Origin of the sequence: Xanthomonas sp. LMC-A-07 (assembly GCF_030208825.1) — a bacterium.
Classification (GTDB): Bacteria; Pseudomonadota; Gammaproteobacteria; order Xanthomonadales; family Xanthomonadaceae; genus Xanthomonas; species Xanthomonas campestris.
In genome coordinates this window covers 89684-113892 of sequence record NZ_JARVTF010000009.1, presented here as the reverse complement: position 1 = coordinate 113892, position 24209 = coordinate 89684, and the positions used below count along the sequence as shown (strand labels likewise).

22 protein-coding genes, 1 tRNA gene and 1 pseudogene are annotated in these 24209 nt (G+C 64.3%); 6 read left to right on the top strand and 18 right to left on the bottom strand.

Annotated elements, in window-relative coordinates:
• The first annotated feature begins 395 nt into the window (after positions 1-395).
• Entirely contained in the window at positions 396-2564 is a 2169-nt protein-coding gene (locus QRM89_RS10940; protein WP_285448026.1) for a methyl-accepting chemotaxis protein, read from the top strand.
• Between the two features lie 400 nt (positions 2565-2964).
• Positions 2965-3312 carry a hypothetical protein gene (locus QRM89_RS10935; RefSeq protein ID WP_285448063.1) on the top strand — a complete coding sequence of 116 codons (348 nt, stop codon included), beginning with the start codon at positions 2965-2967 and terminating at the stop codon, positions 3310-3312.
• Between the two features lie 162 nt (positions 3313-3474).
• On the opposite strand, the pseudogene QRM89_RS10930 reads toward QRM89_RS10935, so the two are convergent.
• A pseudogene (locus QRM89_RS10930) lies at positions 3475-3900 on the bottom strand (GNAT family N-acetyltransferase).
• Positions 3901-4066: 166 nt separating this feature from the next.
• The gene (locus tag QRM89_RS10925) at positions 4067-4693 is read right to left on the bottom strand and encodes a LysE/ArgO family amino acid transporter (protein WP_285448025.1); all 627 of its coding nucleotides are present in this window, start codon (positions 4691-4693) and stop codon (positions 4067-4069) included.
• Between the two features lie 106 nt (positions 4694-4799).
• Between QRM89_RS10925 and QRM89_RS10920 the strand changes: the two genes are divergently transcribed.
• Positions 4800-5717, top strand: a complete 918-nt coding sequence (locus tag QRM89_RS10920) for a LysR family transcriptional regulator ArgP (protein WP_285448024.1) — start codon at positions 4800-4802, stop codon at positions 5715-5717.
• Positions 5718-5789: 72 nt separating this feature from the next.
• On the opposite strand, the gene QRM89_RS10915 is transcribed toward QRM89_RS10920, so the two are convergent.
• Entirely contained in the window at positions 5790-7589 is a 1800-nt protein-coding gene (locus QRM89_RS10915; protein WP_285448023.1) for a chloride channel protein, read from the bottom strand.
• Between the two features lie 566 nt (positions 7590-8155).
• On the opposite strand from QRM89_RS10915, the gene QRM89_RS10910 reads away from it, so the two are divergent.
• On the top strand, positions 8156-9409 hold the full coding sequence (locus QRM89_RS10910) for a lipase family protein (protein WP_285448022.1): 1254 nt from the start codon (positions 8156-8158) through the stop codon (positions 9407-9409).
• Between the two features lie 135 nt (positions 9410-9544).
• Here QRM89_RS10910 and QRM89_RS10905 read toward each other — a convergent pair whose 3' ends face one another.
• Together QRM89_RS10905 and QRM89_RS10900 are read right to left on the bottom strand one after the other, a co-directional pair.
• Positions 9545-9895 (bottom strand): response regulator, encoded by a 351-nt coding sequence (locus tag QRM89_RS10905; RefSeq protein ID WP_042594790.1) that lies wholly within the window; start codon positions 9893-9895, stop codon positions 9545-9547.
• Positions 9892-10899 carry an HWE histidine kinase domain-containing protein gene (locus QRM89_RS10900; RefSeq protein ID WP_029628883.1) on the bottom strand — a complete coding sequence of 336 codons (1008 nt, stop codon included), beginning with the start codon at positions 10897-10899 and terminating at the stop codon, positions 9892-9894. Before QRM89_RS10900 ends, QRM89_RS10905 begins: the two co-directional genes overlap by 4 nt.
• A gap of 340 nt (positions 10900-11239) precedes the next feature.
• Here QRM89_RS10900 and QRM89_RS10895 point away from each other — a divergent pair, with 340 nt between their 5' ends.
• Positions 11240-11545 carry a hypothetical protein gene (locus tag QRM89_RS10895; RefSeq protein WP_285448021.1) on the top strand — a complete coding sequence of 102 codons (306 nt, stop codon included), beginning with the start codon at positions 11240-11242 and terminating at the stop codon, positions 11543-11545.
• A gap of 195 nt (positions 11546-11740) precedes the next feature.
• Positions 11741-12052 (top strand): hypothetical protein, encoded by a 312-nt coding sequence (locus QRM89_RS10890; protein ID WP_147424108.1) that lies wholly within the window; start codon positions 11741-11743, stop codon positions 12050-12052.
• 321 nt (positions 12053-12373) lie between these two features.
• Here the strand turns inward: QRM89_RS10890 and QRM89_RS10885 are convergent.
• The 13 genes from QRM89_RS10885 to QRM89_RS10825 form a co-directional block, all read right to left on the bottom strand.
• A tRNA-Lys gene (locus QRM89_RS10885) sits at positions 12374-12449 on the bottom strand.
• Between the two features lie 47 nt (positions 12450-12496).
• Positions 12497-13171: a 7-cyano-7-deazaguanine synthase QueC gene (gene queC / locus QRM89_RS10880; protein WP_042594792.1), complete on the bottom strand. Its 675-nt coding sequence runs from the start codon at positions 13169-13171 to the stop codon at positions 12497-12499.
• 196 nt (positions 13172-13367) lie between these two features.
• The gene (gene queE / locus QRM89_RS10875; protein ID WP_115530919.1) at positions 13368-14051 is read right to left on the bottom strand and encodes a 7-carboxy-7-deazaguanine synthase QueE; all 684 of its coding nucleotides are present in this window, start codon (positions 14049-14051) and stop codon (positions 13368-13370) included.
• 44 nt (positions 14052-14095) lie between these two features.
• Positions 14096-14914: a tol-pal system protein YbgF gene (gene ybgF / locus QRM89_RS10870; protein WP_285448020.1), complete on the bottom strand. Its 819-nt coding sequence runs from the start codon at positions 14912-14914 to the stop codon at positions 14096-14098.
• A 6-nt stretch (positions 14915-14920) separates the two neighbouring features.
• On the bottom strand, positions 14921-15439 hold the full coding sequence (pal, locus tag QRM89_RS10865; RefSeq protein WP_011038133.1) for a peptidoglycan-associated lipoprotein Pal: 519 nt from the start codon (positions 15437-15439) through the stop codon (positions 14921-14923).
• Between the two features lie 57 nt (positions 15440-15496).
• Positions 15497-16816, bottom strand: a complete 1320-nt coding sequence (gene tolB, locus QRM89_RS10860) for a Tol-Pal system beta propeller repeat protein TolB (RefSeq protein ID WP_014508613.1) — start codon at positions 16814-16816, stop codon at positions 15497-15499.
• Between the two features lie 263 nt (positions 16817-17079).
• Positions 17080-18117, bottom strand: a complete 1038-nt coding sequence (gene tolA, locus QRM89_RS10855; RefSeq protein ID WP_011038135.1) for a cell envelope integrity protein TolA — start codon at positions 18115-18117, stop codon at positions 17080-17082.
• Complete coding sequence (gene tolR, locus QRM89_RS10850; protein WP_011038136.1) at positions 18107-18556, bottom strand: protein TolR; 450 nt, start codon at positions 18554-18556, stop codon at positions 18107-18109. The genes tolA and tolR overlap by 11 nt, the downstream gene beginning before the upstream one ends.
• Before the next feature lie 91 nt (positions 18557-18647).
• Positions 18648-19427, bottom strand: coding sequence for a protein TolQ (tolQ, locus tag QRM89_RS10845; RefSeq protein ID WP_011038137.1), 780 nt, complete (start codon positions 19425-19427; stop codon positions 18648-18650).
• A gap of 11 nt (positions 19428-19438) precedes the next feature.
• Entirely contained in the window at positions 19439-19897 is a 459-nt protein-coding gene (ybgC, locus tag QRM89_RS10840) for a tol-pal system-associated acyl-CoA thioesterase (protein ID WP_285448019.1), read from the bottom strand.
• A 52-nt stretch (positions 19898-19949) separates the two neighbouring features.
• Positions 19950-20990, bottom strand: a complete 1041-nt coding sequence (gene ruvB, locus QRM89_RS10835; protein WP_012437668.1) for a Holliday junction branch migration DNA helicase RuvB — start codon at positions 20988-20990, stop codon at positions 19950-19952.
• A gap of 39 nt (positions 20991-21029) precedes the next feature.
• On the bottom strand, positions 21030-22151 hold the full coding sequence (locus tag QRM89_RS10830; RefSeq protein ID WP_285448018.1) for an SMI1/KNR4 family protein: 1122 nt from the start codon (positions 22149-22151) through the stop codon (positions 21030-21032).
• A 2-nt stretch (positions 22152-22153) separates the two neighbouring features.
• Positions 22154-24061 (bottom strand): potassium transporter Kup, encoded by a 1908-nt coding sequence (locus QRM89_RS10825; protein ID WP_228439452.1) that lies wholly within the window; start codon positions 24059-24061, stop codon positions 22154-22156.
• Between the last annotated feature and the right edge of the window lie 148 nt (positions 24062-24209).

Genomic DNA, 24209 nt, shown 5'->3' with positions numbered 1-24209 from the left:
AGTGGGACACCAGACCCGCAAGCAGACGCTGCCATTGGCAGTTGCCATTGTGGTGACCGCCGAATGGCCAGCCCCGATTGGATCGACATCGCCGGAGCGTCGTAGCGGTGGGCGGAATCGAACCGTCGCGCAGCGCCGCCAAATGCGGTCACTTCGACCAGGCGCATACGTCAAATCGTCTTTCAAAAAGCCTCTAAACCAGCGCTGGTCACTGCGTCTGTCAGGTCCCTAATGACAGCTGTCAGGAGATCCCTTCTAAGGCACTGAATCTGTAGTAACTATTTACGGTTTTGTACCTTTAGGCATCCCATTCCGGGCCGCTAGCTGGTCAAGACGCCCGCGCCGATGCATGGCATCCCCGCAGGCCCCTCAGCTGCACCACCCTGGATGCTGTGATGAACAACTATCTGCAACGCCTCAACGTCGGCCGTCGGCTCGGTATGGCCTTCGGCATCTTGATCCTGCTCTCCGGCCTGTTGGTTGCCACCGGCCTGGTGACGATGTCCAACGCACGCTTCGAGCTCGACACCATCGTCAACAACAACATGGAGCGCATCCAGCTCTCCACTGAAATGCTCGACGCCAATACCAATGTGGCGATCGGCCTGCGCGACATCGTGATGGTGTCAGGTGAGGCGGCCAACCGCCATTCGATGGAAATGATCGAAGCCAACCGCAAGCGGTACAAGAACGCGCATGACGCGTTGGCAGCCATGCCCAGCAGCGCGCTGGAAAAAGACGCGCTCACATTGGTGCAGCAGAAGCGCGATGTGTCGGTGAAGTTCAACAATCAAATCCTTGAATACGGCCTGCGCGATCAGAACGATCAGGCGCAGGCATTGCTGCAGGGCGAAGCCGCAGTGGCGATGGACGCACAGCAGGCCGCTATCCGCGCAAATGCGGCCCTGGAACGCCGCCTCAGCAAGGAAGCCTACGCCGCGGCGGTTGCCTCCATGCATCGCGGCAAGGTCACGTTGGCCACTGGCGGCATCGCCGCACTGCTGATCAGTGCATTACTCGCATGGTTGATCACGCGCAGCCTCACAGCCCCGCTCAGCCAGGCGACCCGCACCGCCGAATCCATCGCCGCCGGTAACCTGCACAACGACGTCCACACCACGGCCACCGACGAAACCGGGCGGCTGCTGCAGGCCATGGACAAGATGCAGCTGCAGCTGCGCAACCTGATTGCCGCACAGACCGACATGGCCAAGCGCCATGACAATGGCCAGATCAGCTTCCGCATCGATGCGTCCGCCTTCCCCGGCGACTACGGCCGCATGGCCAACGACACCAATCTACTGGTGGCCTCGCACGTCGCCGTGCAGACCGATCTGGCACGCATCATGGGCCGCTATGCAGTGGGCGAGCTCAGCGAAGACATGCAGCCGCTGCCCGGCGAGAAGGCGGTGTTCAGTGACACGATGTCGCAGGTGAAGCTCAACCTTTCGGCAATGAATCACGAGATCAAGCATCTGGCACAGGCGGCGGCGAACGGCGACTTCAGTGCACGTGGCGACGCCGAGCGCTTCCAGTTCGATTTCCGGGTGATGGTGGAAAGCCTCAATCACCTCATGTCCACCGCCGACGGCAACCTGCAATCGCTGTCCTCGCTGCTGCAGTCGATCGCGGCCGGTGACCTGACCGCGCGCATGAGTGGCGAGTTCCGCGGCGTCTTTGCGCAGATGCGTGACGATGCCAATGCCACCGCCATCCAGTTGGCGCAGATCGTCGGCAACATCCAGCAGTCCGCAGTGTCGATCAACGCGGCGGCCAGCGAAATTGCCGCCGGCAATCAAGACCTTTCGCAGCGCACCGAGCAGCAGGCCGCCAATCTGGAGGAGACCGCCGCTTCGATGGAAGAGCTCACCTCCACGGTCAAGCAGAACGCCGAGAGTGCACGCCAGGCCAACCAATTGGCGATCGGCGCGGCGCGGGTGGCCTCGCAAGGCGGCGAGGTGGTTGGCAAGGTGGTCGAGACCATGACCGGCATCGAAGCCTCTTCGAAGAAAATTGCCGACATCATCTCCGTCATCGACGGCATTGCCTTCCAGACCAACATCCTGGCCTTGAACGCTGCGGTGGAAGCGGCGCGTGCAGGTGAACAAGGCCGCGGGTTTGCGGTGGTCGCCTCGGAGGTACGCACGCTCGCGCAGCGCTCCTCCGGCGCCGCCAAGGAGATCAAGGATCTCATCGACGACTCGGTGCAGCGCGTCGCCGAAGGCTCCGCATTGGTGCACACCGCCGGCAAGACCATGGGCGACGTGGTAGCCAGCGTGCAACGTGTCACCGACATCATGGGGGAGATCTCCGCGGCCTCGCAGGAGCAGTCGGCGGGCATCGAGCAGGTCAATCAGACCATCACTCACATGGACGAGACCACGCAGCAAAATGCCGCGTTGGTGGAAGAAGCCACTGCCGCGGCGCGTTCGATGGAAGAGCAAGCCGAGCAACTCACTGACGCGGTAGCCATCTTCAAGATCGATGCGCGGCAGACACGCAGCGCCAATACCCGCACCGCCGAGCCGGTGGCACAGCTGTTGAGCAAGGTACGTAGCGCCTGATCGCCAGTGCCGGGATCAGCTCGCCGGCTGTGTCTTGCCAGCTCAGGTGCAGCACACGAAGAGAGCGCCGCGCGGCGCTCTCTTCGTGTGTGTCAAGCGCGTTTCATGGGCCGCTCCGTCCAGGCAGACATCGCCGGCAACACACCCGTTTGCACACAGAAATCCGCCAGAAACAAGCATCAAACGCATAGCAGGAGTGCTTGCGCAGATGGCGTCAGCTGGGTACGCTGCCGCGGTCGAAAGAGAGCAGGCCGGATGGTAGCCCGGCCACCGCCAGACAGGCGGCATCTTAGCCACCAGGTACCCACGACATCCGCAGCCGGCATTGCCGGTAACGCAGATGTGTGGGTGGGAGTGACATATCCCGCATGGCGCATCTGCTCGACCAAGGATCCCCGTGATGATCGTCACCGCTCCCGCTCCCCCCTTCCGGATGCGCTCCGCACGCACTAGTCCCAACACTGCCCGTTCTGCGTCGTCCATGCGCGATCCAGGCGTGCGTGCCGACGCCGACCGCACGCATCTGCATTGGCACCGCGTGTGGGTAGACGCGCTGCAAATCTGGCAACGCGATGTCCGGCTGGCCGATGCGCGCATGTGCATGCTCGCAGTGTGGCCGTCTGCACGACATTGGGAATGGGAGGCGATCGACCCTGCGCACGATCGCCATCTGGCCGGTGGTTGTAGCGTAACCCAAGCCGACGCACTGGCATGTGCAGAAGACTGGATGCATGCCGCGCAGAGATGATGGCTGCGCGCGTTGCATGCTGTTTCCCATCGCGCCCGCCGCCTGCGACGGCTGCGTTGTGCGCCACGGCTGCACAACGCGAGTGACGCGCATCGCGCAGGGTCACCCCCGCGCATCGCTGGCTAACTAGCCAGCAGCAAAGCTGTAAAGCGCGCACGGTATCTAGGTCGAATACAACCCAGACACATACCGCTCCATCAACGACTGCGGAAACAATGGCGGCGTAAACCCGTAGCGGGCGTACAGGCCATGCGCATCACTGGTGGCCAGGCTGAAGCGGCGTAGCCCCTGCAGATCGGGATGCGCCATGACCGCATCCATCAGCGCCTTGCTGTAGCCGCGGCCGCGGTGCTCCGGCAGCACGAACACATCGCCCAGGTACGCAAAGGTCGCATAGTCGGAAATCACCCTGGCGAACGCGACTTACTGGCCATCGACAAACCCGCCGAAGCACAACGAATGATCGATCGCGCGCTGCACAAGGGCGAGGGGAATGTCCTTGGCCCAATCGGTGTCTTGTGACAGCGTGCGATGGATCAAGCCGATATCGAGCAGGGAGTTGTCGGTGCTGACGTGCACGTGCGGCATGTGAAGTGTCCTGGCAAAGGGCGTGGAGCGACGAACAAGCGACGTGCGCATCCGCCGTGTGCGTGCGGCCGGTGAGCAGAATCCGGCACGGGCAGCTCGCACACTCAGGCTGCTTTAAACCCTCCGCACCAACGGACGACCGCGCACTTGCTTGCGTTCGTCGCAGTTAACCCAAGGTCGTATGCTGCGGCAGCAGGAGCGCCACGCACAACACCAGCATGAACACGGCGATGCAAGCATCCAGCACCCGCCAGGCGCGTGGGTTACGGAACACCGGTTGCAGCAGCCGCGCGCCATAGCCCAGCGCGCAGAACCAGGTGATGCTGGCAAGGCAGGCGCCGAGTGCAAATGCCCAGCGCAGGACGCCGGCATGGCGTGCGGAGAGGCTACCCAGCAGCACCATGGTGTCCAGATACACGTGCGGGTTGAGGAAGGTGAAAGCCAGGCAGGTCAGCGCCGCCTGCTGCCAGCGCTGATCCTCGCGTTCGGCCGGTGCCAGTGCGCCCTGCCCGTGCCAGGCGCGCTGGGCGGCCATCGCCCCGTACGCCGCCAGGAACGCCGCACCCGCATAGCGGAACACCTGCAGGATCTGCGGCCAGTGCTGCACCACCGCGCCAATGCCGGCGACGCCGGCCAGGATCAAGGTGATGTCACCGAAGGCGCAGATGGCCACGACCAGGCCGACATGCCGCCATTGCAGCCCCTGGCGCAGGACGAAGGCGTTTTGCGCCCCGATGGCGATGATGAGCCCGGCGCTGGCAATGAAGCCGGAAAGTGCTGCGTTAAAGACCATGGCGCGGTCTCTGTTGGTTGCGTGCGGCAAGACTGCCGCCGCCCTTAGGATTAGGAAACCTAAATATTCTGTATGCTCCAAAGAAAATCTAATCCGGCGAACTCGCATGGAGTTGTTGCATCCACAACTGGCCGCGTTCGCTGCCGTGCTTGATGAAGGCAGCTTTGAGTTGGCTGCACGCAGGCTGTCGGTGACCTCGTCCGCGATTTCGCAGCGGATCAAGGCACTGGAAGACCGGCTGGGCCAAGTTCTGGTGTTGCGCACAGCGCCCTGCCGCGCGACCCCGGCCGGCGAGCGCTTGCTCCGCAGGCTGCGGCCGATGCAGGTGCTGCAAGCCGAGGCAATGGCCGATTTCCTGCCTGACGCGGGTGCTGGCGGCATGCCGCGCACGCTGTCCATCGCCGTCAACGACGATTCCTTGCAGACCTGGGTGCTGGCTGCATTGGCCGAGTTGCACCAGGCGCACGGCTTGTTGTTCGACGTGCATGTCGATGACCAGGACCACACCCTGGAGCTGCTGCGCGCCGGCACGGTATTGGGTGCGGTCACCGCCGAACGCCGGCCACTGCAAGGCTGCAATGTGCAGCCGCTGGGCACCATGCGCTACCACGCCATCGCGTCGCCGGATGTGGTGGCCCGCTACTTCAGCAGCGGCCTGGACGCCGTCGGATTGAGCCGCGCACCGATGATGGTGTTCAACCGCAAGGACGCGCTGCAGGCACGCTTTGCGCGACGCATCACGCGCATGCAGTTGTCGCCGCCGATCCACTACCTGCCCACATCCACCGGCTTCGTGGACGCCGCCGCGCGTGGGCTGGGCTGGTGCCTGGCGCCGGAGGCGATGGTGTTGCCGGCAGTCGAGCGCAAGGCGCTGGTTATCATCGACCCGACGCGCTGGCTGGATGTGCCGCTGTACTGGCAGCATGCTGCGGTGCGCTCGACGACCTTGCAGCGCCTGGGCGATAGCTTGCGAACCGCAGCGGCGGCGAGCTTGCGCGTTGGCAAGCAGGGACCCACTCACTGAGCGCTGCTCGAAGCGCTTCGCGTGTCGCGTTCCAGACTCCGCGCGGCCCACGCCCACGCGGCCAACGCACGCTCACTCCTCGCCAGTCCCCCGCTCGCCCATCAGCTCGCGCTCGCGTTTCTCCAGCTCTTCGGCATACCGCTTGCGCACGAAGCCCTCCGATAACACGCCCAGCACGGTGCGCTGCTGATCGATCACCGCCAGCTCATCGGCCTGGGTGGCATCGAAGACCTTCATCATCGCCACGATGTCCGTGTCTGCCAGCAACGCGGCGTCGCGGTGCTGTGCGTAGTCGCTCACCGGCGCATCCTCGCGCACGCGATCGCCATACAGGATGGCCAGTGGCACCACGCCGGCGTATCGCCCCAGGGCGTCTTCCAGCACCACCCGCTGCGTGGAGCCCAGTGGAAAGCGCCGACGGAATTCGCTGACGCTGGTGTCGTCGCGGGTGTGGTTGGCATCCTTGCGCATCATCTTGCCGGCCGACAGGTGGCGCACCCAACCCACATCGCGCGCGCTACGGATGTTCTCGCCACGCAGGTGCAGACGCCAGGTGGAGAACGAATAACCGAATACCTGTCGCACCACCGTGTTGGCCACCAGCACCGCCGCCATCACGGCGCTGGCCAGCACGAAATCGTGCGTGCCCTCCAGGATCAGCATTGCCATGGTCATCGGCGCGCCCACAATCGCCGCCGCAAGCGCCGCCATGCCCACCAGCGAGGCACTCGTGGTATCCACCACTGCCGCACCCATCAGCAGATTGGTGCCCACCGCAAACAAGGCGCCCACCAACGAGCCCATGAACAGCGACGCAAAAAACAGGCCGCCGCGGAACCCGAATCCCAGCGAGATGCCCGAGGCCAGGCACTTCAATACCAGCAAGGTCAGTAGAAACTGCAGCGTGGTGGTGCTGGTCAGATCCAGATGCAAGGCGCCGTGGCCGGAGGACAGCACCTGCGGCGAATACGCGGCCAGGGGAATCAGCAACAGGCCACCGATCACCGGCCGGCCCCAGAGCGGCAGATTGATCCGCCCGACGCCACGCTCGATGCCGGCAACCAGCCGCATCACCGCAATGCCGATCACCGCACAGGCCAGGCCCAAGGCGATATAGATCGCGTAGTCGCGCGGCTGCAGTTGGTAGGCCACCGCCGCCGGCAATGCGTAGGGCGTGGCACCCAAGGCGTTGGCCATGAACGCGCCGGCCAGCGCGGCGGCTGCCACCGGCGCCAGCGCCGATGGCGTATAGGCACCGATCACAATCTCGAATGCGTAGAACGCGCCAGCCAGCGGGGCACCAAATGCGGCGGCGATCGCACCCGCCGAGCCTGCGCCGACCAGCGTGCGCATGTCTGTACGACGCACGCGCAGGACCCGTCCCAGCTGCGAGCCCGCACCGGAGCCCATTTGCGTGTAGGTCGCTTCCAGGCCGACCGATGCACCGAACCCGTTCGAGAGCAAGGTCTGCACCGCGACGATCAGGTTGTCGCGCATCGACATGCGCCCGCCGTGCAGCGCATTGGCTTCCACCGCGTCCACCAATGGCCGTTGACGGCGGCGCGCCAGCAATGCGACCAGGCCCACCAGCAGGCCGCCCAGCGGCAACACCAATAATTGCTGCACGCCGATGCCGTCCGCCGTACTGAGCCGCTCGCCTGGCGCCAACCCGTACAGCCACGTTTGCAACGTGTGGGCCAGACCGGCCTGTAGCACGGTCAGTACTGCGGCAATCAAGCCCACCACGGCAGCCAGGCTGATGAACCACAGATCGTTGGCGCGAAACTGCCGGCGCAGCCAGCCCAGCAGCAGATCGAGCGGGACCCGTGCACGCTGTAAGGACCGGGAAACGCGAAGGCGTAGCGATTGCATGAGGGCAGAAGCACGTCCTGCCCGGCAGAGCAGGATCACGCGCGCAGTGAGGATGCGTCATTGTGCAACATCGCTGCGGACGCCACCGTTGAGGCCCTGGGAGTCTCATCTCGCAGCGCCCACCTCACCGGGCGTCGCGACTCTTGAGAACAACAGACGCTCCAGCTGGTCTGCACCGCAGACAGACAACGCGCAGCCAACGCATGAGTCCTCAGGCGCACGCACTGCGGCAAAACGATAGCGCCTGTCACATTGCAGCAGTCACCGGCAAGCGGTGAAACGCAGTGCGTGCGCCGCTACGTGCCTGCCGGCTAAACCAGCGTCAGCGCAGGTCATGCCGCTTCGTACGATGACCATGTGCTTCGCCATGCCGACTCTTCGCGGCGCTATGCAGGCACATAGTGCGCGCTCTCAACGCGCTGAGCTTTGATCGATGAATACCCCCTCCTGAGTCCGCTGCAGCCTGCTTGCGCGCCGGACGCGCGCACCCGGCATCACCTTGATCAGCGCACTGACCAACTCCTACTTCCGGCCCACCCCCTGGGCCATTGAACAAGGCCACTTCCATGTTTCCACGCCAACACCGTACAGCGCCTCACATCCTTGCCATCGCCGTTGCCGGCGCCCTGCTGCCCGGCATGGCGTTGGCTGCGCCTGCACGCGGCACGCTATTGAACAGTAACTTCCTGAGCAGTTACACGCGCGATGCGATCGCCGTGCTGGTCAAGGATGACCAGCCGCTTGAGCAGCCCAAATGCAATGTGCGGCTGGCCGAATTCACCTATGCCACCGTTGGTGTCAACGGCGAGCCCACCACGGCCTCCGCCGCGATGTTGGTACCGGGCGGTCCGCAATGTCAGGGGCCCTATCCGCTGCTCGGCTGGGGCGACGGCACGCAGACGCTGCGGCGCGATGAGATGGCCAAGGACATCCGCGATGCCAAGGGCAATGACCCGCTGGTCACGCACCTGGCCAGTCAGGGCTATGTGGTCGTCAGCACCGATTACCTCGGGCTCGGCAAGTCCAACTATGCCTTCCATCCTTATTTGCATAGCGCGGCCGAAGCCAACGCGATGATCGATGCGCTGCGCGCGGCCCGCACCGTGCTGGACCGGCTGAACACGCCGTTGTCGGGCAAGGTGATGTTGTCGGGTTACTCGGTCGGCGGGCACGCGGCGATGGCCAGCCAACGCGAGATCGAAGCGCATCTGTCGAAGGAATTCCATCTGGTCGCCAGCGCACCGATTGCCGGCCCGTACGCGCTCGAACAGACCTTCGTCGATAGCTGGAGCGGGCGTAATGCGGTCGGCGAGAGCACCTTCGGCCTGGTGCTGGCGAGCTACGCCATCGTCGGCATGCAGCACGCGTATCAAAACATCTATACCGCCCCATCGCAGGTGTTCCGCGCGCCGTGGGCGGCCACGGTCGAATCACAATTCCCCGGCAGCAAGAGCCTGCTGGACCTGTTTGTCGATTTGCCGGAGATCGGCAAGGTCAAACAGTACTTCCAGGCCGATTTCTACCGCGACTTTGCCAGCAACCCGAACAATCCCTTCCGCAAGGACCTGGCCCGCAACGACCTGCTGGACTGGAGCCCGCGGACCAAGACCTTGCTTTGTGGGTCGTCAAACGACGCCACCGTGCCGCTGAAGAATGCAACCACTGCCATCGCCGCCTTCAAGCAGCGCGGCAGCACCCAGGTGTCACTGGTGGACCTGGGCACCGGCAAGGCCAGCGACAACAGTGCCGGTGAGCATCTGGCCATCAAGGACAGCTGCATCGTGGCGGTGCGCCAGCAACTGTTGGACAAGCAGCGCTGATCGATCCTGCGCAAGGGCTCCCCGGAACGCCGCGATTTTCGGGCGTTCCGGAGAGTTTTGCAGTGCAGGGTGATCGCATGGACGACGTAGGCGCTTCAGCGATTCTGACGCAGTGCGTGCCAACGCTAGGCGCGATCAGGTCTTCTGCAACAGCGCCAATGCGTCCTGCAGGTCGCGGAAACGAAAGGGCTTCTGCACCCCGTGCCGGTGACGGAACTTCTCCGGAATCCCGCTGGAGGCATAGCCGGTCACGAAGATATACGGCACGCCGCGCGCATCCAGTTCTTCGGCAATCGGGAAGGACATCGTGCCGCCCAGATTGACGTCCAGCACCGCCATATCCAGATTGCCCTGTTTCACCGCTTCGAGCGCGGTACTGACATCGCCCACGGTGCCGGCCACTTCGTAGCCCAGTTCGGCCAGGCAATCTTCGAGCAACATGGCCACCAGCGACTCGTCTTCTACCACCAGTACGCGCGCACTCATGCTGCCAACTCCGCGGTCGCAGCCGGCAACGCCAACGACACGCGGTAGGACACACCCGCCGTATCGAAGACCCAGGACACATCACCATTGAGATCGTGCTTCAGGCCCCGCTCCAGCAATCGCGAGCCGAAGCCCTTGCGTTGCGGCGGCTGCACTTCCGGGCCACCGCTTTCCTGCCACAACAACTCCAGGCGATTCTCGCCCTCGCGCATGGTGCACTCCCAGGCAATCCGCACGCGCCCTTCCGCAGACGACAGCGCACCGTGCTTCACCGCATTGGTGCACAACTCATGCAAGGCCATCGCCAGCGCGAGTGCGCGGCGCGGGTCCAGCCGGCAGGAGCTGCCATGCAGCTCGAACCGCTGCCCCTGGTGCGACTCGCACAGCTCCACCGCATCGCGTGTGAGTTCGGCGATATCAGCGCTCACCCAATTCTCGCGGGTCAAGGTGTTGTGCGCACTGGAGAGCGCCATGAGGCGCGCGTCGATCTTTTCATTGGCATCGTCCAGGCTCTCAGCATTCTTCAGCGACTGCCGCGCCAGGGACTGGACCATCACCAGGGAATTTTTCACCCGGTGATTGAGCTCATTGATCAGCAGCTGCAGATGCTGCTCATGCTGCTTGCGTTCGGTGACGTCACGGGTGGCACCGGCGATGGCCTCAACGCGGCCATCGGGCCCGAACACCGGCGTAAAAATGTAGTCATACACCCGCACGCCCTTGCTGATGTGCGGGAACGGCACTTCGCCACGCAATGGCTGGCCGGTGGCAATGACGCGCTCGATTTCCTCATCGTGCATCGCCGCGTGCCACGGCTCATAGCCGATCTCCAGACAGGTCTTGCCGGACGCCTGCTCCCACTCCATGCCCCACATCGCCAACAGCGCTTCATTGGCATAGATGAAACGGTGCTGGGTATCGAACACGTACAGGAGATCGGGAGTGGCCTGCAAAAGCGCTTTGTAGATGCGCGATTTCGCGGCGTCTTCTTGCTGCTCGGCTATCACGTCATCTGGCCCCGGAATTGGCGTGCACGATAGCAGGCTGATGTGAAAACCTCATCATGAACCACGCCCGGCAGGCGAACTGATCCATTGCGCACGCCAGGCGCACCAGTGGCATCGAATCGAGTGCCATGACCTCGACCTACTGGCGACGTGCGAGCAATCGCGGGTCACTTCGACAGGGATCTGACCGGCTTGCATCACTTACCGCGATGCAGCGCTTTTTTGAATATTGGGAATCGATCGGAATAACCAGCCGCCAGAGCGAATGCGATTTTCCAGACCAGTGACCAAATTGCGTAACGTCCCGCCAACGCGGTAATGGGCGAGGCCGATCGATATGACCCTCTCAAGAGAAATCCCCGAAAAACTCAATAAATTCCGACAGGGCGTCATTCCTTCGTTACTGGTTTTAACGGCCGCATTCTTTCTCTATCAAAATGAAATACATTCGTCGCATCGATATTCAAGCGGCACTGGAAACGCACCAATCGCTCCCGCGCATTCCTTCCTCACGCTACGCAGGCATTGGACACAATGGCTGTGCCAGATCCAGGATCAGGAAAGTTTCTACAGGGTCAGCTTCGTGTCACCCGAGCAGTGCGCGCAGATCTATGGCGAGGCTGTCGACACGCCTGAAGAATGAATCGAACGCGTTCAATTCTTAGCATCCTGAGATAGACAATCAACCAGTCGCCGCAGCATGCTGAATAACGCACATCGGTAATACGAAAGACGTGGCAAGCGTCATGGGATCGTCTTATCGGCGCCGTAGCCTGCGCGACGACAACGCTCCACCAGCCGCATAACTCCACTTCCTATCAAAGCGACTCCTATGAACATGCACGAGCCCCTGCGTCGAAAATCGATTCAAAAGACCATCATTGTTTCGGCAATTTTTCTTTTATTTGCGGGAACCAATTTGGCCGTCGCAAAGCCCTTGAACTTCGTCTATCAAACGACTCAGATGACCTCCTTCACCGCTGGCGGGCCCGGCCGGACCGAGATCTTTAATCAGCAATGGGCTGATGGCGCAGCGCAATGCCGCGATGCGTTTCCGCAAACCACCGCCGTGCGGCTGGGCCGGGTCAACGCACGTGCAATCAACGCGAAGACCTTCGCCGTCACCGGCAAATGGATCTGCAAAGGCTGATCATATCGCCATCTGACAGCGGCCCCGGGCAAGACCGGGGCAGTGGCTTGGGCCGGCGTCACCGACTGACAGTATCCAGCGCTGACCGCAGCCCGCCGTGCTACGCGTGCGGCATCATGGCGGCAGCTGTGACAGCCGCGACGACTGTTGCCCCAGGGGATGCATGTCGGACACGAGCTGCCATCTTGGCCACTCGTAGACGCCTCGGAACGCAGGCCCGCTCCCTGCAACGACCGACCGGGGCCGCGGAGTGCCAACCAGAACGGGCTCGTACAGACAAACAAAAGGCGCCAAAGGCGCCTTTTTGCTGACTGGATTGAATGGTGGGCCGTGATGGATTCGAACCATCGACCAAAAGATTAAAAGTCTTCTGCTCTACCGACTGAGCTAACGGCCCACTGCCCCGACTGTGCGCCGGGGTGCGCATTCTACCCTACACCGGCGTCAAGACGAAATCGCGTAATGCGTCGGGTCCGGCACGCCGGCGTCGGCAAAGCCGGCAGCGCGCAGACGACAGGCATCGCAATGGCCGCAGGCACGTCCGTCGGCGTCGGCGCTGTAACACGACACGGTGAGGCCGAAGTCCACGCCCAGGCGCACGCCCTCACGTACGATGTCGGCCTTGCTGAGGAACTGCAGCGGCGCATGCACGCGCAGGCCCGCGCCTTCCACGCCGGCCTTGGTGGCCAGATTCGCCAGCACCTCGAAGGCACGCACGAACTCTGGCCGGCAGTCCGGGTAGCCGGAATAGTCGACCGCGTTGACGCCGCAGAACAGGTCGTTGGCGCCGACCACTTCGGCCCAACCCAGGGCAAGCGACAACATGATGGTGTTGCGTGCCGGCACGTAGGTGACCGGGATTCCCGCACCTCCAGCTTCCGGCACGTCGATGTCAGCGGTCAGCGCCGAGCCGCCGATGCTGCGCAGATCAACGTCCACCACCTTGTGCGCCACCACGCCCTGCGCGGCGGCGACGCGCGCCGCCGCGTCCAGCTCGGAGGTGTGACGCTGCCCATAGCGCACGCTCAACGCATGCACCGCGAAGCCCTGCTCTTGCGCAAGCGCGATAACGGCGGCGGAATCCATGCCCCCGGACAATAGAACAACGGCTTTTTTCATGACGGATCAGACAGTGGACAACAGAAGCGGAAAGGCTAGCAGGGTCGGTCGGTGAGGCGGTAGCGCAGCGCATAAGGCAGAAGACTTTTCATCTTCTGCGCCTGACGCACCGGCGCAAGCAACACACCACACACCGCGGCGCTCACCTCAACTCAATCCGCGCCTCCACATGCACCGCAGCGGTAAGGCCGGCGCTTCAGCGGCCCGGTGCGTCGTCCCAGAGGATCTTGTGCAACTGCATCTGGAAACGCACCGGCAGCCGGTCGGCGACGATCCAGTCGGCCAACTCCCGCGCACTTACCTGCCCCTTGCTGGGCGAAAACCACACCGTGCACCGGCGATCCAGCGCCTGCGTGGCGACCACATCGCGCGACCATTCGTAGTCGGCGCGACTGCAGATGACGAACTTGATCTGGTCGCGCGCGGTCAGCAACGGCAGGTTGTCCCAGCGGTTGCGGTGCTCTTCGCCCGAGGCAGGGGTCTTGATGTCCACCACGCGCGAGACGCGCGCATCCACAGCGGACACATCCAGCGCACCGGAGGTTTCCAGCGAGACATCGAAGCCGGCGTCGCAGAGTTTGTGCAGCAGCGCCAGGCAGCGCTTCTGTGCCAGCGGTTCACCGCCGGTGACGCAGACGTGGCGCACGCCGTGGCTGGCGACTTCGGCCACGATCGCGTCGATGTCATGCCATTCGCCACCATGGAAGGCGTAGGCGGTATCGCAGTAGGTGCAGCGCAACGGGCAGCCGGTCAGGCGTACGAACACCGTCGGCCAGCCGGCCGCTTCGGCCTCGCCTTGCAAGGAAAGGAAAATCTCGGTGATCTTCAATCGCGGCAACGGCGACTGGACGATCTCGCTGGGGACGGCGGCGGCGTTCATGGGCAAAGTATGCGCCGCGCCCGAAGGCGGCAGCGCGAAACGGCTCAGCGCAGTTGCTGACCGAGGCGGATGGACTGCAGACGCTCCTGCGCAACGCGTGCTGCGTCGGAGCCTGGGTACTGCGTAGCGACCTGTTGCAGGGTCTGCTGCGCTTCGGTGTTCTTGCCTTCGCCATACTGCGACAGGCCGAGCTTCAGCAGGCCGCCAGCGGCCTTGTCATGCGTGGGGTAGCGGCTCACGAGATCGCGAAACTGCGCCTCGGCCAGCTGGAAATTTCGGGTGGCGTAATAACTCTCACCCAGCCAATACAGTGCATTGGGGGTGTAGACGCCATTGGGATATAGCTCAAGAAAGCTAAGGAACAACTGCGACGCATCGTCGTACTTGCCGTTCTTCAATGCATCGAAGGCCACGTTGTAGGCAGTGCGCTCTTCGTTGCTGATGGCCAGCGTGCCAGGGTCGCCGTGGACGGTGGGCGGCTTCTCGGAAGTCGCCGCCGCTGGAGGTCGCGCGGCCGGTGCCGGGGCTGGTGTGACGCTGCCGGTAGCCGATGGCAGTGGCGGAACCGCACCACCCGCACCTTCCAGCCGATTCAGACGCCCGTCCAGATCCAGGTACTGGTCCTTGGACTGTTGCTTGAGTTGCTCGTTGTCATGCTGCAGCTGTTCCACTGTCGCCCGCAACGCCTGCAGGTCCGAACGCGCCTGCTGCAGCTGATTGAGGAGATCGTTGTTGGCCTGACTATTGGCCTGCTGCTGCTCAAGCACGGCAACACGGTCAGCGAGACTGGCCCGCTGCGCGTATGCCGGCGCGGCGACCACAAGGGCCGCCGCGACGAACAGGGATGTCACTCGAAAGCGCATCGCTTCTTACTGAGCCGTGTACACGATCTCGACGCGGCGGTTCTGCGACCAGCAGCTTTCGCTGGTTTCGGTGCAGACCGGACGCTCTTCGCCGTAGCTGACAACGGTCAGCTGGCTGGCCGAACCACCGGCAGCCTGCAGAGCCGACGACACGGCATTGCCGCGACGCTCGCCCAGGCCCATGTTGTATTCACGCGAACCACGCTCGTCGGCATTGCCCTGCAGGGTGATGCGCGAGGACGGACGGTCACGCAGGTACTTGGCGTGGCACGCCATGATGGCCTGGAATTCCGGCTTCAGGGAGTCCTGATCCAGATCGAAGTAGACAACGCGCTGGCGCAGGCAAGCATCGGTATCCAGGTCGCCCGGGCCGTACAGGCCAGAGGTGGACGGACCGGTCGGAGCGGTGGAACCGGCGGTGGTGTCAGTTGCAGGAGGCGGAGTTTCCTTCACCTTCTTGGAGCAACCGGCCAGCACTGCAACGGACAACAAGGAGACAAGCAAGACGCGGGTGGACTTGTTCATGGGATACCTATGGAGGCTCTGGGCCAATGAGTGGTTTAACGCAGCGAAATATTAACATTAATGCGCGGTTCGGTAAGGCCCCCATGCGGGTTCTCTTACATCACCGTCGGCCAGAACCAGGCGCTGGCGGACCCGTGCGTCGGCGGACACGGCGTACAGGACGCCCCGGCCACCCTCACGTGCGGCGTACAACACCATGCTGGCATTCGGCGCGAAGCTCGGGGATTCGTCCAGCGAACCCGGCGACAACGTGCTCCAGCTGGGCGAACCCAGGCTGCGATCCATCATGGCGATGCGATAGGTGTTGCCGCTGCCCTGTGCCACGGCGACCTTCTTGCCGTCGAACGAGACACTGGCGGTAGCGTTGTAGTTGCCCTGGAAGGTCACGCGGTTGGCGCTGCCGCCACTGGCTGCGACCTGATAGATCTGCGGGCGGCCCCCACGGTCGGAGGTGAAATAAATGCTGCCGCCGTCCGGTGCCCAGGTCGGCTCGGTATCGATGCCGAAGTGGTTGGTCAGCTGGGTCAGCTGCTTGCTACCCAGGTCCATCACGTAGATTTCCGGGTTGCCGCTGCGCGACAGGGCCAATGCCAGGCGACGGCCGTCAGGCGAGAACGAGGGCGCGCCGTTGATGCCGCGGAAGCTGGAAACCAGTTCGCGTGCGCCGCTGGCGATGTCCTGCAGGTAGATCGAGGAATTGCCACGCTCGAAGCTCACATAGGCCAGCTTCTTGCCGTCCGGGCTCCAGTTCGGCGACAGCAACGGCTCGGCCGAACGCACGATGGTCTGCGGGTTGTAGCCATCGGAGTCGGCCACCATCAGCGCATAGCGCATCGAGCCGCCGCTGCCGCTGGCGGTCACGTAAGCGATACGGGTCCAGAACGCGCCACGCACGCCGGTGACCTTTTCATAGATGGCGTCGGCCATCTGGTGCGAGACATCGCGCATCGCATTGGCGCGTGCGGTCATTGCCAGGCCCAGCAGGCGCTCGCCCTTGGCCACGTCGAACAGCTCGTATTCGACGCGATAGGCGCCCTCGCCCGCGTCCATCACGCGGCCGACCACAATGTAGTTCTGCTTGAGCGTGCGCCAGGTCTGGAACTGCACCTCGGTGCCGCGGGTCGGCTTTTCAACGATCTGCGCGGCCGGCAGGGTGCGGAACTGACCGGAACGGTCCAGGTCGGCACTGACCACGGCGGAGACGTCGGTCTGCGGCGCGGTACCGGAGCCCTGGTATGGCATGGGAACGACAGTGATCGGCGTGGCCGAGGCGCTGCCGCCGACTATATCAATAGTGAGCCCTTGCTGTTGCGCGAGCGCGCTCAGCGGCAGCAACAGGGCGGTCAAGGCAGCTAACCAACGCAGCGGTTTCTTCATGGACGGCTCGGATCGGGCAGGAAAAGTGGGCAAGGGATACCAATCAGCGAGTGAACATACTCGCAATCATGAACGAGACAACGTGAAAATGAAGCGAGTGGTGCCGGGACTGCGCAAAACCGTTGCAGGCGCTGATGCTGCCCGTCGCGGGATCTGGCAGCGGCCACCGCGTCCGGACGCATGCGCCTGCGTGTTGCGCAACTCCCGGGGCGGGATTCGCGCGTACAGCGCCCCGCAGGGAGGCGGCCGCAGACACCTCCCGCTTACTGATCCTGCGCGGTGAACACAAAGGTCAGATTGCGCTGGAACACCGATTCGAACCCGCGGTACGGCAATGGCTGGGCGCTCAGCACGGCGGCCTCGATCGACCGCTGGCCTGCCTCGTCGTATGGGCAGCCCGGCGCGACCTTGGCCTCCATCACCTGGCCTCCGGGCAACTGGCGGATGTTGATGGTGCACTTCTGGCCCGGCGGGACCGACGGCGGACGCACCCACTGCGCCAGTACCTTCTGCTGGATCGCAGCGGCGTACTTGGCCGACAGGTCGGTGTTGGTGCCGCCCTGCCCTGCCGTGGGCTGGGCAGTTGCGGCAGCGGCCGAAGACGCTTGCTGCGCACGTGCCGCAGCCACCTGGCGCAGCTTTTGCTCAGCCAGCTTGGCTTCCTTGTCGGCCTGCTCGCGCTGGCGGCGGATGTCGGCGATCTTCTTTTCGCGCTCGGCCTGGGCAGCCTGCTGCGCGGCGGCCTGCTTCTTCTTAGCGTCTTCCTCTTCCTGTTGCTTGGCCAGGCGCAGCTTCTGCTCAGCCTCTTCCTGGCGTTTGCGTTCGGTCAGGTCGATCTGCTCCTGCCGGCGCTTGGCTTCCTGCTCCTGCTTGGCCTTTTCCTCGGAAATGGCCAATGCATCGACCTTGTCCTGATCGACCTTGTCGGGCTGGGCGACGCGCTCTTGCGCCTGCGCCTGCTGCTGCGTCGGCGCATCCTGCGGGCGTAGCTCGGGAATCGGCTGCGGCGGCGGCACGCTGTCTTCCGGCGCAGGCTCGGGCAAGGGGGCCGGCGGCGGAGGTGGCGCGATCGGGGTCGCGTTCAATGCCTGGCGGGCAACGCGGGCCTCGGCAGCCGACACATCCAGCGAGGCCTCCATGCTCGGGTCGCCAGCGGCTGGCTCTACCGAACGTTCGGGCGACCACAGCCAGCCGGCGATGAACACCAGCGCCACCAGAATGTGCACAGCCAAAGCCAGCATGACCGGGCGGGCCCAGCCATCCTCGCGCGCTGTCTGTTGGGGGAAAGCGTCAGCGTGCATCACTGCCTGCAGCGCCGCCGGAGTCGGAGATCAGGCCGACCTTCTCGACCTTGGCCTGCTTGAGGACGTCGATGGCGTCCATGATCTTCTGGTACGGCGCGGCGCGGTCGCCGGCCACCACCACGCGAGCCTCTTTGTCCTGCGCCACGATCGCGGCCAGCTGCGCCTGCAACCCGGCCACGTCCATTGCCTGCGGCTTGCCCTTGGGCAACTGCAGCGCCAGCTGGCCGTCGGCGGCCACCACCACCACGATCGGATCCTGCTTGCTCTCCAGCGCCTTGGCGCGCGAACTCGGCAGGGTCACGTCGGTGCTCAGCGTGAGCAGCGGCGCGGTGACCATGAAGATGATCAGCAGCACCAGCATCACGTCGATGTACGGCACGACGTTGATCTCGGATTTGAGCTTGTGCTTCTTGCGGCGGGAAATACCGGACATCATCGCGGAACGTTCCTAAGGGATGCCCCGCACATGCAGGTGCGGGTGTTTGCGAGGGACTCGCCTGTATGCGGGCGCCTGCCAGCGGCGCGCATTATTCGTCCGCGCCGGCCTGGCGCTGCAGGATCGAGCTGAACTCGTCGGCGAAGGTCTCATAGCGCACCGACAGCCGTTCCACGCGGGTGGTGAAGCGGTTGTAGGCCCACACCGCCGGGATCGCCACGAACAGGCCGATGGCGGTGGCGAACAAGGCTTCGGAAATACCCGGCGCCACCGCGGCGATACCGGCCTGCTCGCCGCTGCTGACCATGTCGTGCATGGTCACCATGATGCCGAACACGGTACCGACCAGGCCCACGTACGGCGCGGTGGAGCCGATGTTGGCCAGCAATTCGAGATTGCGCTCGAGCTGGTCCACTTCCCGCGTAAAAGCGGTCCGCATGGCGCGCTGGGCGCCTTCCAGCTGCACGCGCGCATCCAGGCGACGGCGGTCGCGCAGTCGCGAGAACTCGCGGAAGCCGCTTTCGAACATCGACTCCAGACCACCGACGGTGCGGTTGCGATCGGTTGCCGAGGCGTAGAGCTTGGCCAGATCCGCACCGGACCAGAAGCGGTTTTCGAACTCGTCCGCCTCACGATTGGCCTGCTTGAAGGCACGCGCCTTGCGGAAAATGATGACCCAGCTGATGAACGAGCCGATCAGCAGCAACAGCACGATGATCTTCACCGGGATGCTGGCCCGCAGGATCAACTCGGCGTAGTTGATGCTGCTGTTGTGCGCCACGCTGGCGGTCTGCGCCGCAGCGGCGGTGACTTCCTGCGGCAGTGCTTCCACTACCGTGTCCTGCAGGGCCAGGAGCAATGCGATCGACATCCGTTGGTTCCTTAGTAATCGGATTCTGTGGTTTCTAGAGCTTTCAACGCGTCAAACAGCGCATCGTCCATGCCGCGTGGGCGGAAATCGCTGCCACCGAGTGCGGCAATGCGCACCTCGGCGGTCAGCAGAACTTCGCCCTCGCGCCTGACCGACTGCGCAAATATCAGGCTGGCCCGCTTGCACCGGGTGAGCACTGCCGAGACCGACAGTGCGTCATCCAGCCGAGCCGGCTTGAGGAAATCCAGTTGCATGGAGCGGACCGCGAACACCAGATCGTGCTGCTGGCGCAGGCGTTCCTGCCCAAAGCCCAGTGCCCGCATCCATTCCGTGCGCGCCCGTTCCATGAAAGCAACATAGCGCGCGTGGTAGACCACGCCCCCGGCGTCCGTATCTTCCCAGTACACGCGTGTCGGCCAACTGAATACAGGCGGGGATTGGGGAATCGGGAGTGGGGAATTGGCGGTCATGGGAGCATGCTTCTAGTCGAGACAGCCCACACGCGCCTAAAGCGAGCAGCCATCAGAACAGGTCTCCGGGTTCGCCGATTGCGGGCGCACGGTCGCGCGGCGGTTTCAGCCCAAGGTGCAGATAGGCTTTCGGCGTGACCATGCGGCCGCGCGCGGTGCGGATCAGGAAGCCCTGCTGGATCAGATAGGGCTCGATCACGTCTTCCAGCGTGCCGCGCTCCTCGGACAACGATGCGGCCAGCGACTCCACGCCCACCGGCCCGCCGTCGAAGTGATCGACGATGGTGCGCAGCATGCGGCGGTCGAGCTCGTCAAAGCCCTCCGGATCCACCTTCAACATCTGCATGGCGGCCTGCGCCACCGCAAGGTCGATGTGGCCGGCGGCCTTGACCTGGGCGAAATCGCGCACTCGCCGCAGCAGCCGGTTGGCGATCCGCGGCGTGCCACGCGCGCGGCGCGCGATCTCGGCGGCGCCATCGGGCGTGCAGTCGATGCCCAGGATCGCCGCCGAGCGGATCACGATCCGGGTCAGCTCCTGCGGCGAGTAGAACTCCAGGCGCTGCACGATGCCAAAGCGGTCGCGCAACGGCGCGGTCAGCAGGCCGGCGCGGGTGGTCGCGCCGATCAGCGTAAACGGCGGCAGGTCGATCTTGATCGAACGCGCGGCCGGGCCGTCGCCGATCATGATGTCGATCTGGAAGTCTTCCATCGCCGGATACAGCACTTCTTCCACCACCGGCGAGAGGCGATGGATCTCGTCGATAAACAACACATCGTGCGGCTGCAGATTGGTCAGCAGCGCGGCCAGATCACCGGCCTTTTCGATCACCGGGCCGGAGGTGACGCGCAGGCTCACGCCCAGTTCGTTGGCGATGACGTGGCTGAGCGTGGTCTTGCCCAGGCCGGGCGGCCCGAAGATGAGCACGTGATCCATCGCCTCGCCACGCGCCTTGGCGGCCTGGATGTAGATCTCCATCTGGTCGCGCACCGGCTGCTGGCCGAGGTAATCGGCCAGGCGCTTGGGGCGGATGCTCGCATCGGCGGCCTCGTCCTCACGGGTGGCGCTGCTGGCGATGGTGCGCTGTTCAGTCATCCCGCCATCTTCTCATGCCGCGCGCAGCCGGCGCAGCATCTAGAAATCAAGGTCGGCCTGCCGCAGCGTGCTGAAAAACGCCTCGAAGCTCGGCGCGCGCCAGGTCGGATGCAGTCCTTCCCAGCGTTCGAAGTAGACCACCTCGGGCGCGTACTGCGGCCCGCGGCCCCGATAGTCCAGGCACAGCAGGCAGTCGACGTTGTGGCTCGACAGCACCAGGACCTGGTCCAGACCGGCATGCAGATATGCCGCTGAGCTGAAATCGTGCGGGTCTTCGAACGCGGCGGCGAAGTCCAGCACGCTGCCGATCTGGGCCAGCGGCGATAAGTAGCGGTCGACCAGCACGCACTCCCAATCCACGTAGCGGTCCGAAGGGAAACGGGTGCGTGGCGCCCAGCACCAGCCGGTATCACCGCCGTCCTGGACGCCGTACAGACGCTTGAACAATGCCGGCAAGCGCACGCCCAGACGCGCTTCGGCCGCTGCCAGGGCCTTGGTGTCCGCAACCGTTAGTGTGTCGTTCCAGTGCCCGGGACCGCTCCAGAACGTCTCCAGCGCAGGCGGCTGCGGCTGCCACTGCACGCGCTCGTTGTCGTCGTATTTCGCCTGCAACGCGGGCGACCAGTACACGACATCGACCAGCTGCGCGAGCAGATCCTCCACCCCATCGAACACGATCAATCGCTGCCCGCTGCCCGCATCGACGTAGACCAAGGTCGGCTCGGTGTCGGGCGCTGCGTAGTCCATGCAAAGCGCCCGGCTGGGCGCGCGGGCATCGGCGGCGATGGCGATCAACCAGCGGTCGTCGCCACTGGCGGCCAGGCCGGCGTAGGCATCGTCACGGTAGTCCTCGCGGGCGTGCACCTGCGCGAACGAAAATAGCGCTTCCGCACCCAACAGGCGCGCTCGCGGAATCAGCCATTCGGCGGCAAGCCAATTGTCCGGTTGTTGCAGCGCCCGACCACGCGCCATCTGCACCGCGCCACCGTCGTAGCGTGCGTAGAGATGCCGCAACCAGTCCGGCAGGCGGACACCGAGCCGCGCCTGCGCCGCGGCGATGGACCCATCCGTGGCCGGAGATCGTCCAAGGTTCAGTGCTTCGTCCCAGAAGGTGTCCAGGGTCGGCGCGCGACCGTAGACCTTCCATTCCAGGCCGGCCACGCTCAGATCTCCACTTGCGCGCCGAGTTCCACCAGGCGGTTGCCGGGAATGCGGAAGAAGCCGGTGGCGGGGGCGGCGTTGCGATGCATCAGTGCGAACAACTTGTCGCGCCAGATCGGCATGCCGCGGTTGGCGCTGGCCACGATGGTCTCGCGGCTGGCGAAGAAGGTGGTGTCCATCGGGTCGAAATGGATGCCGCCCTGGTCGCAGGAGCGCATCAGTGCCAGCGGTACGTCGGGCGTTTCCATGAAGCCGAAGCGCACGTACACGCGGTAGAACTCGTCGCCGATCGATTCGATCTGCAGGCGCTTGTCGGCCGGTGCGTACGGTATCGGCAAGGTGTCGACGTTGAGGAAGATATTGCGCTCGTGCAGCACCTTGTTGTGCTTGAGGTTGTGCATCAGCGCATGCGGCACGACCATCGGGTCGGCGGTCAGGAACACCGCCATGCCGGGCACGCGCGCTGGCGGCGCAAGCATCAGGCCGGGCAGGAAGCTGTCGATGCGGATGCCGTCCTTGCGGATTTCCTCGCGCAGCAGCGCGCGACCACGGCGCCAGGTGCGCATCAGGGTAAACACCACGATGCCCAGCGCCAGCGGAAACCAGGCGCCCTGCAGCAGCTTGGCACCATTGGCGATCACGAACGCCAGCTCGATGATGAAGAACACCACGCATAGTGGTAGCACCCAGTTGCGCCAGCGCGGCCACAGCGAGCGGGCCACCAGGGCCAGCAGCAGCGTGTCGATCAGCATGGTCATCGACACCGAGATGCCGTAGGCCACCGCCAGGTTGGTGGAGCTGCGGAAGATCAGCACCAACGCGATCACCATCACCATCAACAGCCAGTTGATGCCGGGCACGTAGATCTGCCCGATGGTGTCGCGCGAGGTGTGCTTGATCAGCATGCGCGGGATGTAGCCCAGCTGCATGGCCTGGCGGGCCACCGAGTACGCACCGGTAATGACCGCCTGCGAGGCGATCACCGCCGCCAGCGTGGCGAGGATGATCATCGGGTACAGCGCCCAGCTGGGCACCGCCTCGAAGAACGGGTTCTTCAGCGCGGCCGGGTGGTTCAGCACCAGCGCGCCCTGCCCCAGGTAGTTGAGCAACAGCATCGGCAGGACGAAGAAATACCAGCCGTGGCGGATCGGGCGCGCACCGAAATGGCCCATGTCGGCATACAGCGCTTCGCCGCCGGTCACCGCCAGCACCACCGCGCCGAGGATGAAGACCCCGTGCCAGCCGTGCTGCATGAAGAAGCGGATCGCCCACCAAGGGTTGAAGGCCTTGAGCACTTCGGGTGCGTCGACGATGTTCCAGATGCCGATCGCGCCCAGCGACAGGAACCACAGGCAGGTGATCGGGCCGAACACCTTGCCCACTTTTTCGGTGCCGAAGCGCTGCACCATGAACACCACCAGCAGCACCACCACGGTGATCGGCACGATGAAGGGATGCAGGCTGGGCGCAGCGATCTCCAGGCCTTCGACCGCGCCCATCACCGAGATGGCCGGGGTGATCACGCCGTCGCCGAAGAACAGCGAGGCGCCGAAGATGCCCAGGATGCCCACCACATACGCCGAGCGCGAGCCCTGCTTGAGGGTGCGCTGCGTCAGCGCCATCAGCGCCATGATGCCGCCCTCGCCCTCGTTGTCGGCGCGCATGATGATGGTGACGTACTTGAGCGTCACCGTAATCATCAGCGCCCAGAACGCCAGCGACAGCACGCCCAGCACGGTGTCGTGATCGCTGGTCAACCCGTAGTGCGGCGAGAACGCCTCCTTGAGGGTGTACAGCGGACTGGTGCCGATATCGCCGAAGACGACGCCGATCGCGCCGATGACCAGGGCCATGTGGCCATTGGCGGGCGCATGGCCGGAGCCGGCTGCGGGAGTGGGGGTGTGGGACATGAGGTGAGGAGTTTTCGCCAGACAGCGTGAAGAAGAGGAAGACGGCGCGCTACCGGGGCACCGCCCCGGCCTTGCGGGCAAACGCCAGGTGAGGCCGGGCACTGCGCTCGGGATGCGCAGTGTACGGGCCCGACCCGCCGATGCCGAG

Coding starts and splice junctions, on each gene's coding strand:
- tolA (WP_011038135.1), bottom strand. CDS start 18,117: ATGCACGCTGACGCTTTCCCCCAACAGACAGCGCGCGAGGATGGCTGG.
- tolQ (WP_011038137.1), bottom strand. CDS start 19,427: ATGTCGATCGCATTGCTCCTGGCCCTGCAGGACACGGTAGTGGAAGCA.
- QRM89_RS10905 (WP_042594790.1), bottom strand. CDS start 9,895: ATGAGTGCGCGCGTACTGGTGGTAGAAGACGAGTCGCTGGTGGCCATG.
- QRM89_RS10920 (WP_285448024.1), top strand. CDS start 4,800: ATGGAGTTGTTGCATCCACAACTGGCCGCGTTCGCTGCCGTGCTTGAT.
- QRM89_RS10825 (WP_228439452.1), bottom strand. CDS start 24,061: ATGTCCCACACCCCCACTCCCGCAGCCGGCTCCGGCCATGCGCCCGCC.
- QRM89_RS10890 (WP_147424108.1), top strand. CDS start 11,741: ATGCACGAGCCCCTGCGTCGAAAATCGATTCAAAAGACCATCATTGTT.
- QRM89_RS10935 (WP_285448063.1), top strand. CDS start 2,965: ATGATCGTCACCGCTCCCGCTCCCCCCTTCCGGATGCGCTCCGCACGC.
- QRM89_RS10895 (WP_285448021.1), top strand. CDS start 11,240: ATGACCCTCTCAAGAGAAATCCCCGAAAAACTCAATAAATTCCGACAG.
- QRM89_RS10915 (WP_285448023.1), bottom strand. CDS start 7,589: ATGCAATCGCTACGCCTTCGCGTTTCCCGGTCCTTACAGCGTGCACGG.
- tolB (WP_014508613.1), bottom strand. CDS start 16,816: ATGAAGAAACCGCTGCGTTGGTTAGCTGCCTTGACCGCCCTGTTGCTG.
- tolR (WP_011038136.1), bottom strand. CDS start 18,556: ATGATGTCCGGTATTTCCCGCCGCAAGAAGCACAAGCTCAAATCCGAG.
- pal (WP_011038133.1), bottom strand. CDS start 15,439: ATGAACAAGTCCACCCGCGTCTTGCTTGTCTCCTTGTTGTCCGTTGCA.
- queC (WP_042594792.1), bottom strand. CDS start 13,171: ATGAAAAAAGCCGTTGTTCTATTGTCCGGGGGCATGGATTCCGCCGCC.
- ybgC (WP_285448019.1), bottom strand. CDS start 19,897: ATGACCGCCAATTCCCCACTCCCGATTCCCCAATCCCCGCCTGTATTC.
- QRM89_RS10910 (WP_285448022.1), top strand. CDS start 8,156: ATGTTTCCACGCCAACACCGTACAGCGCCTCACATCCTTGCCATCGCC.
- ybgF (WP_285448020.1), bottom strand. CDS start 14,914: ATGCGCTTTCGAGTGACATCCCTGTTCGTCGCGGCGGCCCTTGTGGTC.
- queE (WP_115530919.1), bottom strand. CDS start 14,051: ATGAACGCCGCCGCCGTCCCCAGCGAGATCGTCCAGTCGCCGTTGCCG.
- ruvB (WP_012437668.1), bottom strand. CDS start 20,990: ATGACTGAACAGCGCACCATCGCCAGCAGCGCCACCCGTGAGGACGAG.
- QRM89_RS10925 (WP_285448025.1), bottom strand. CDS start 4,693: ATGGTCTTTAACGCAGCACTTTCCGGCTTCATTGCCAGCGCCGGGCTC.
- QRM89_RS10940 (WP_285448026.1), top strand. CDS start 396: ATGAACAACTATCTGCAACGCCTCAACGTCGGCCGTCGGCTCGGTATG.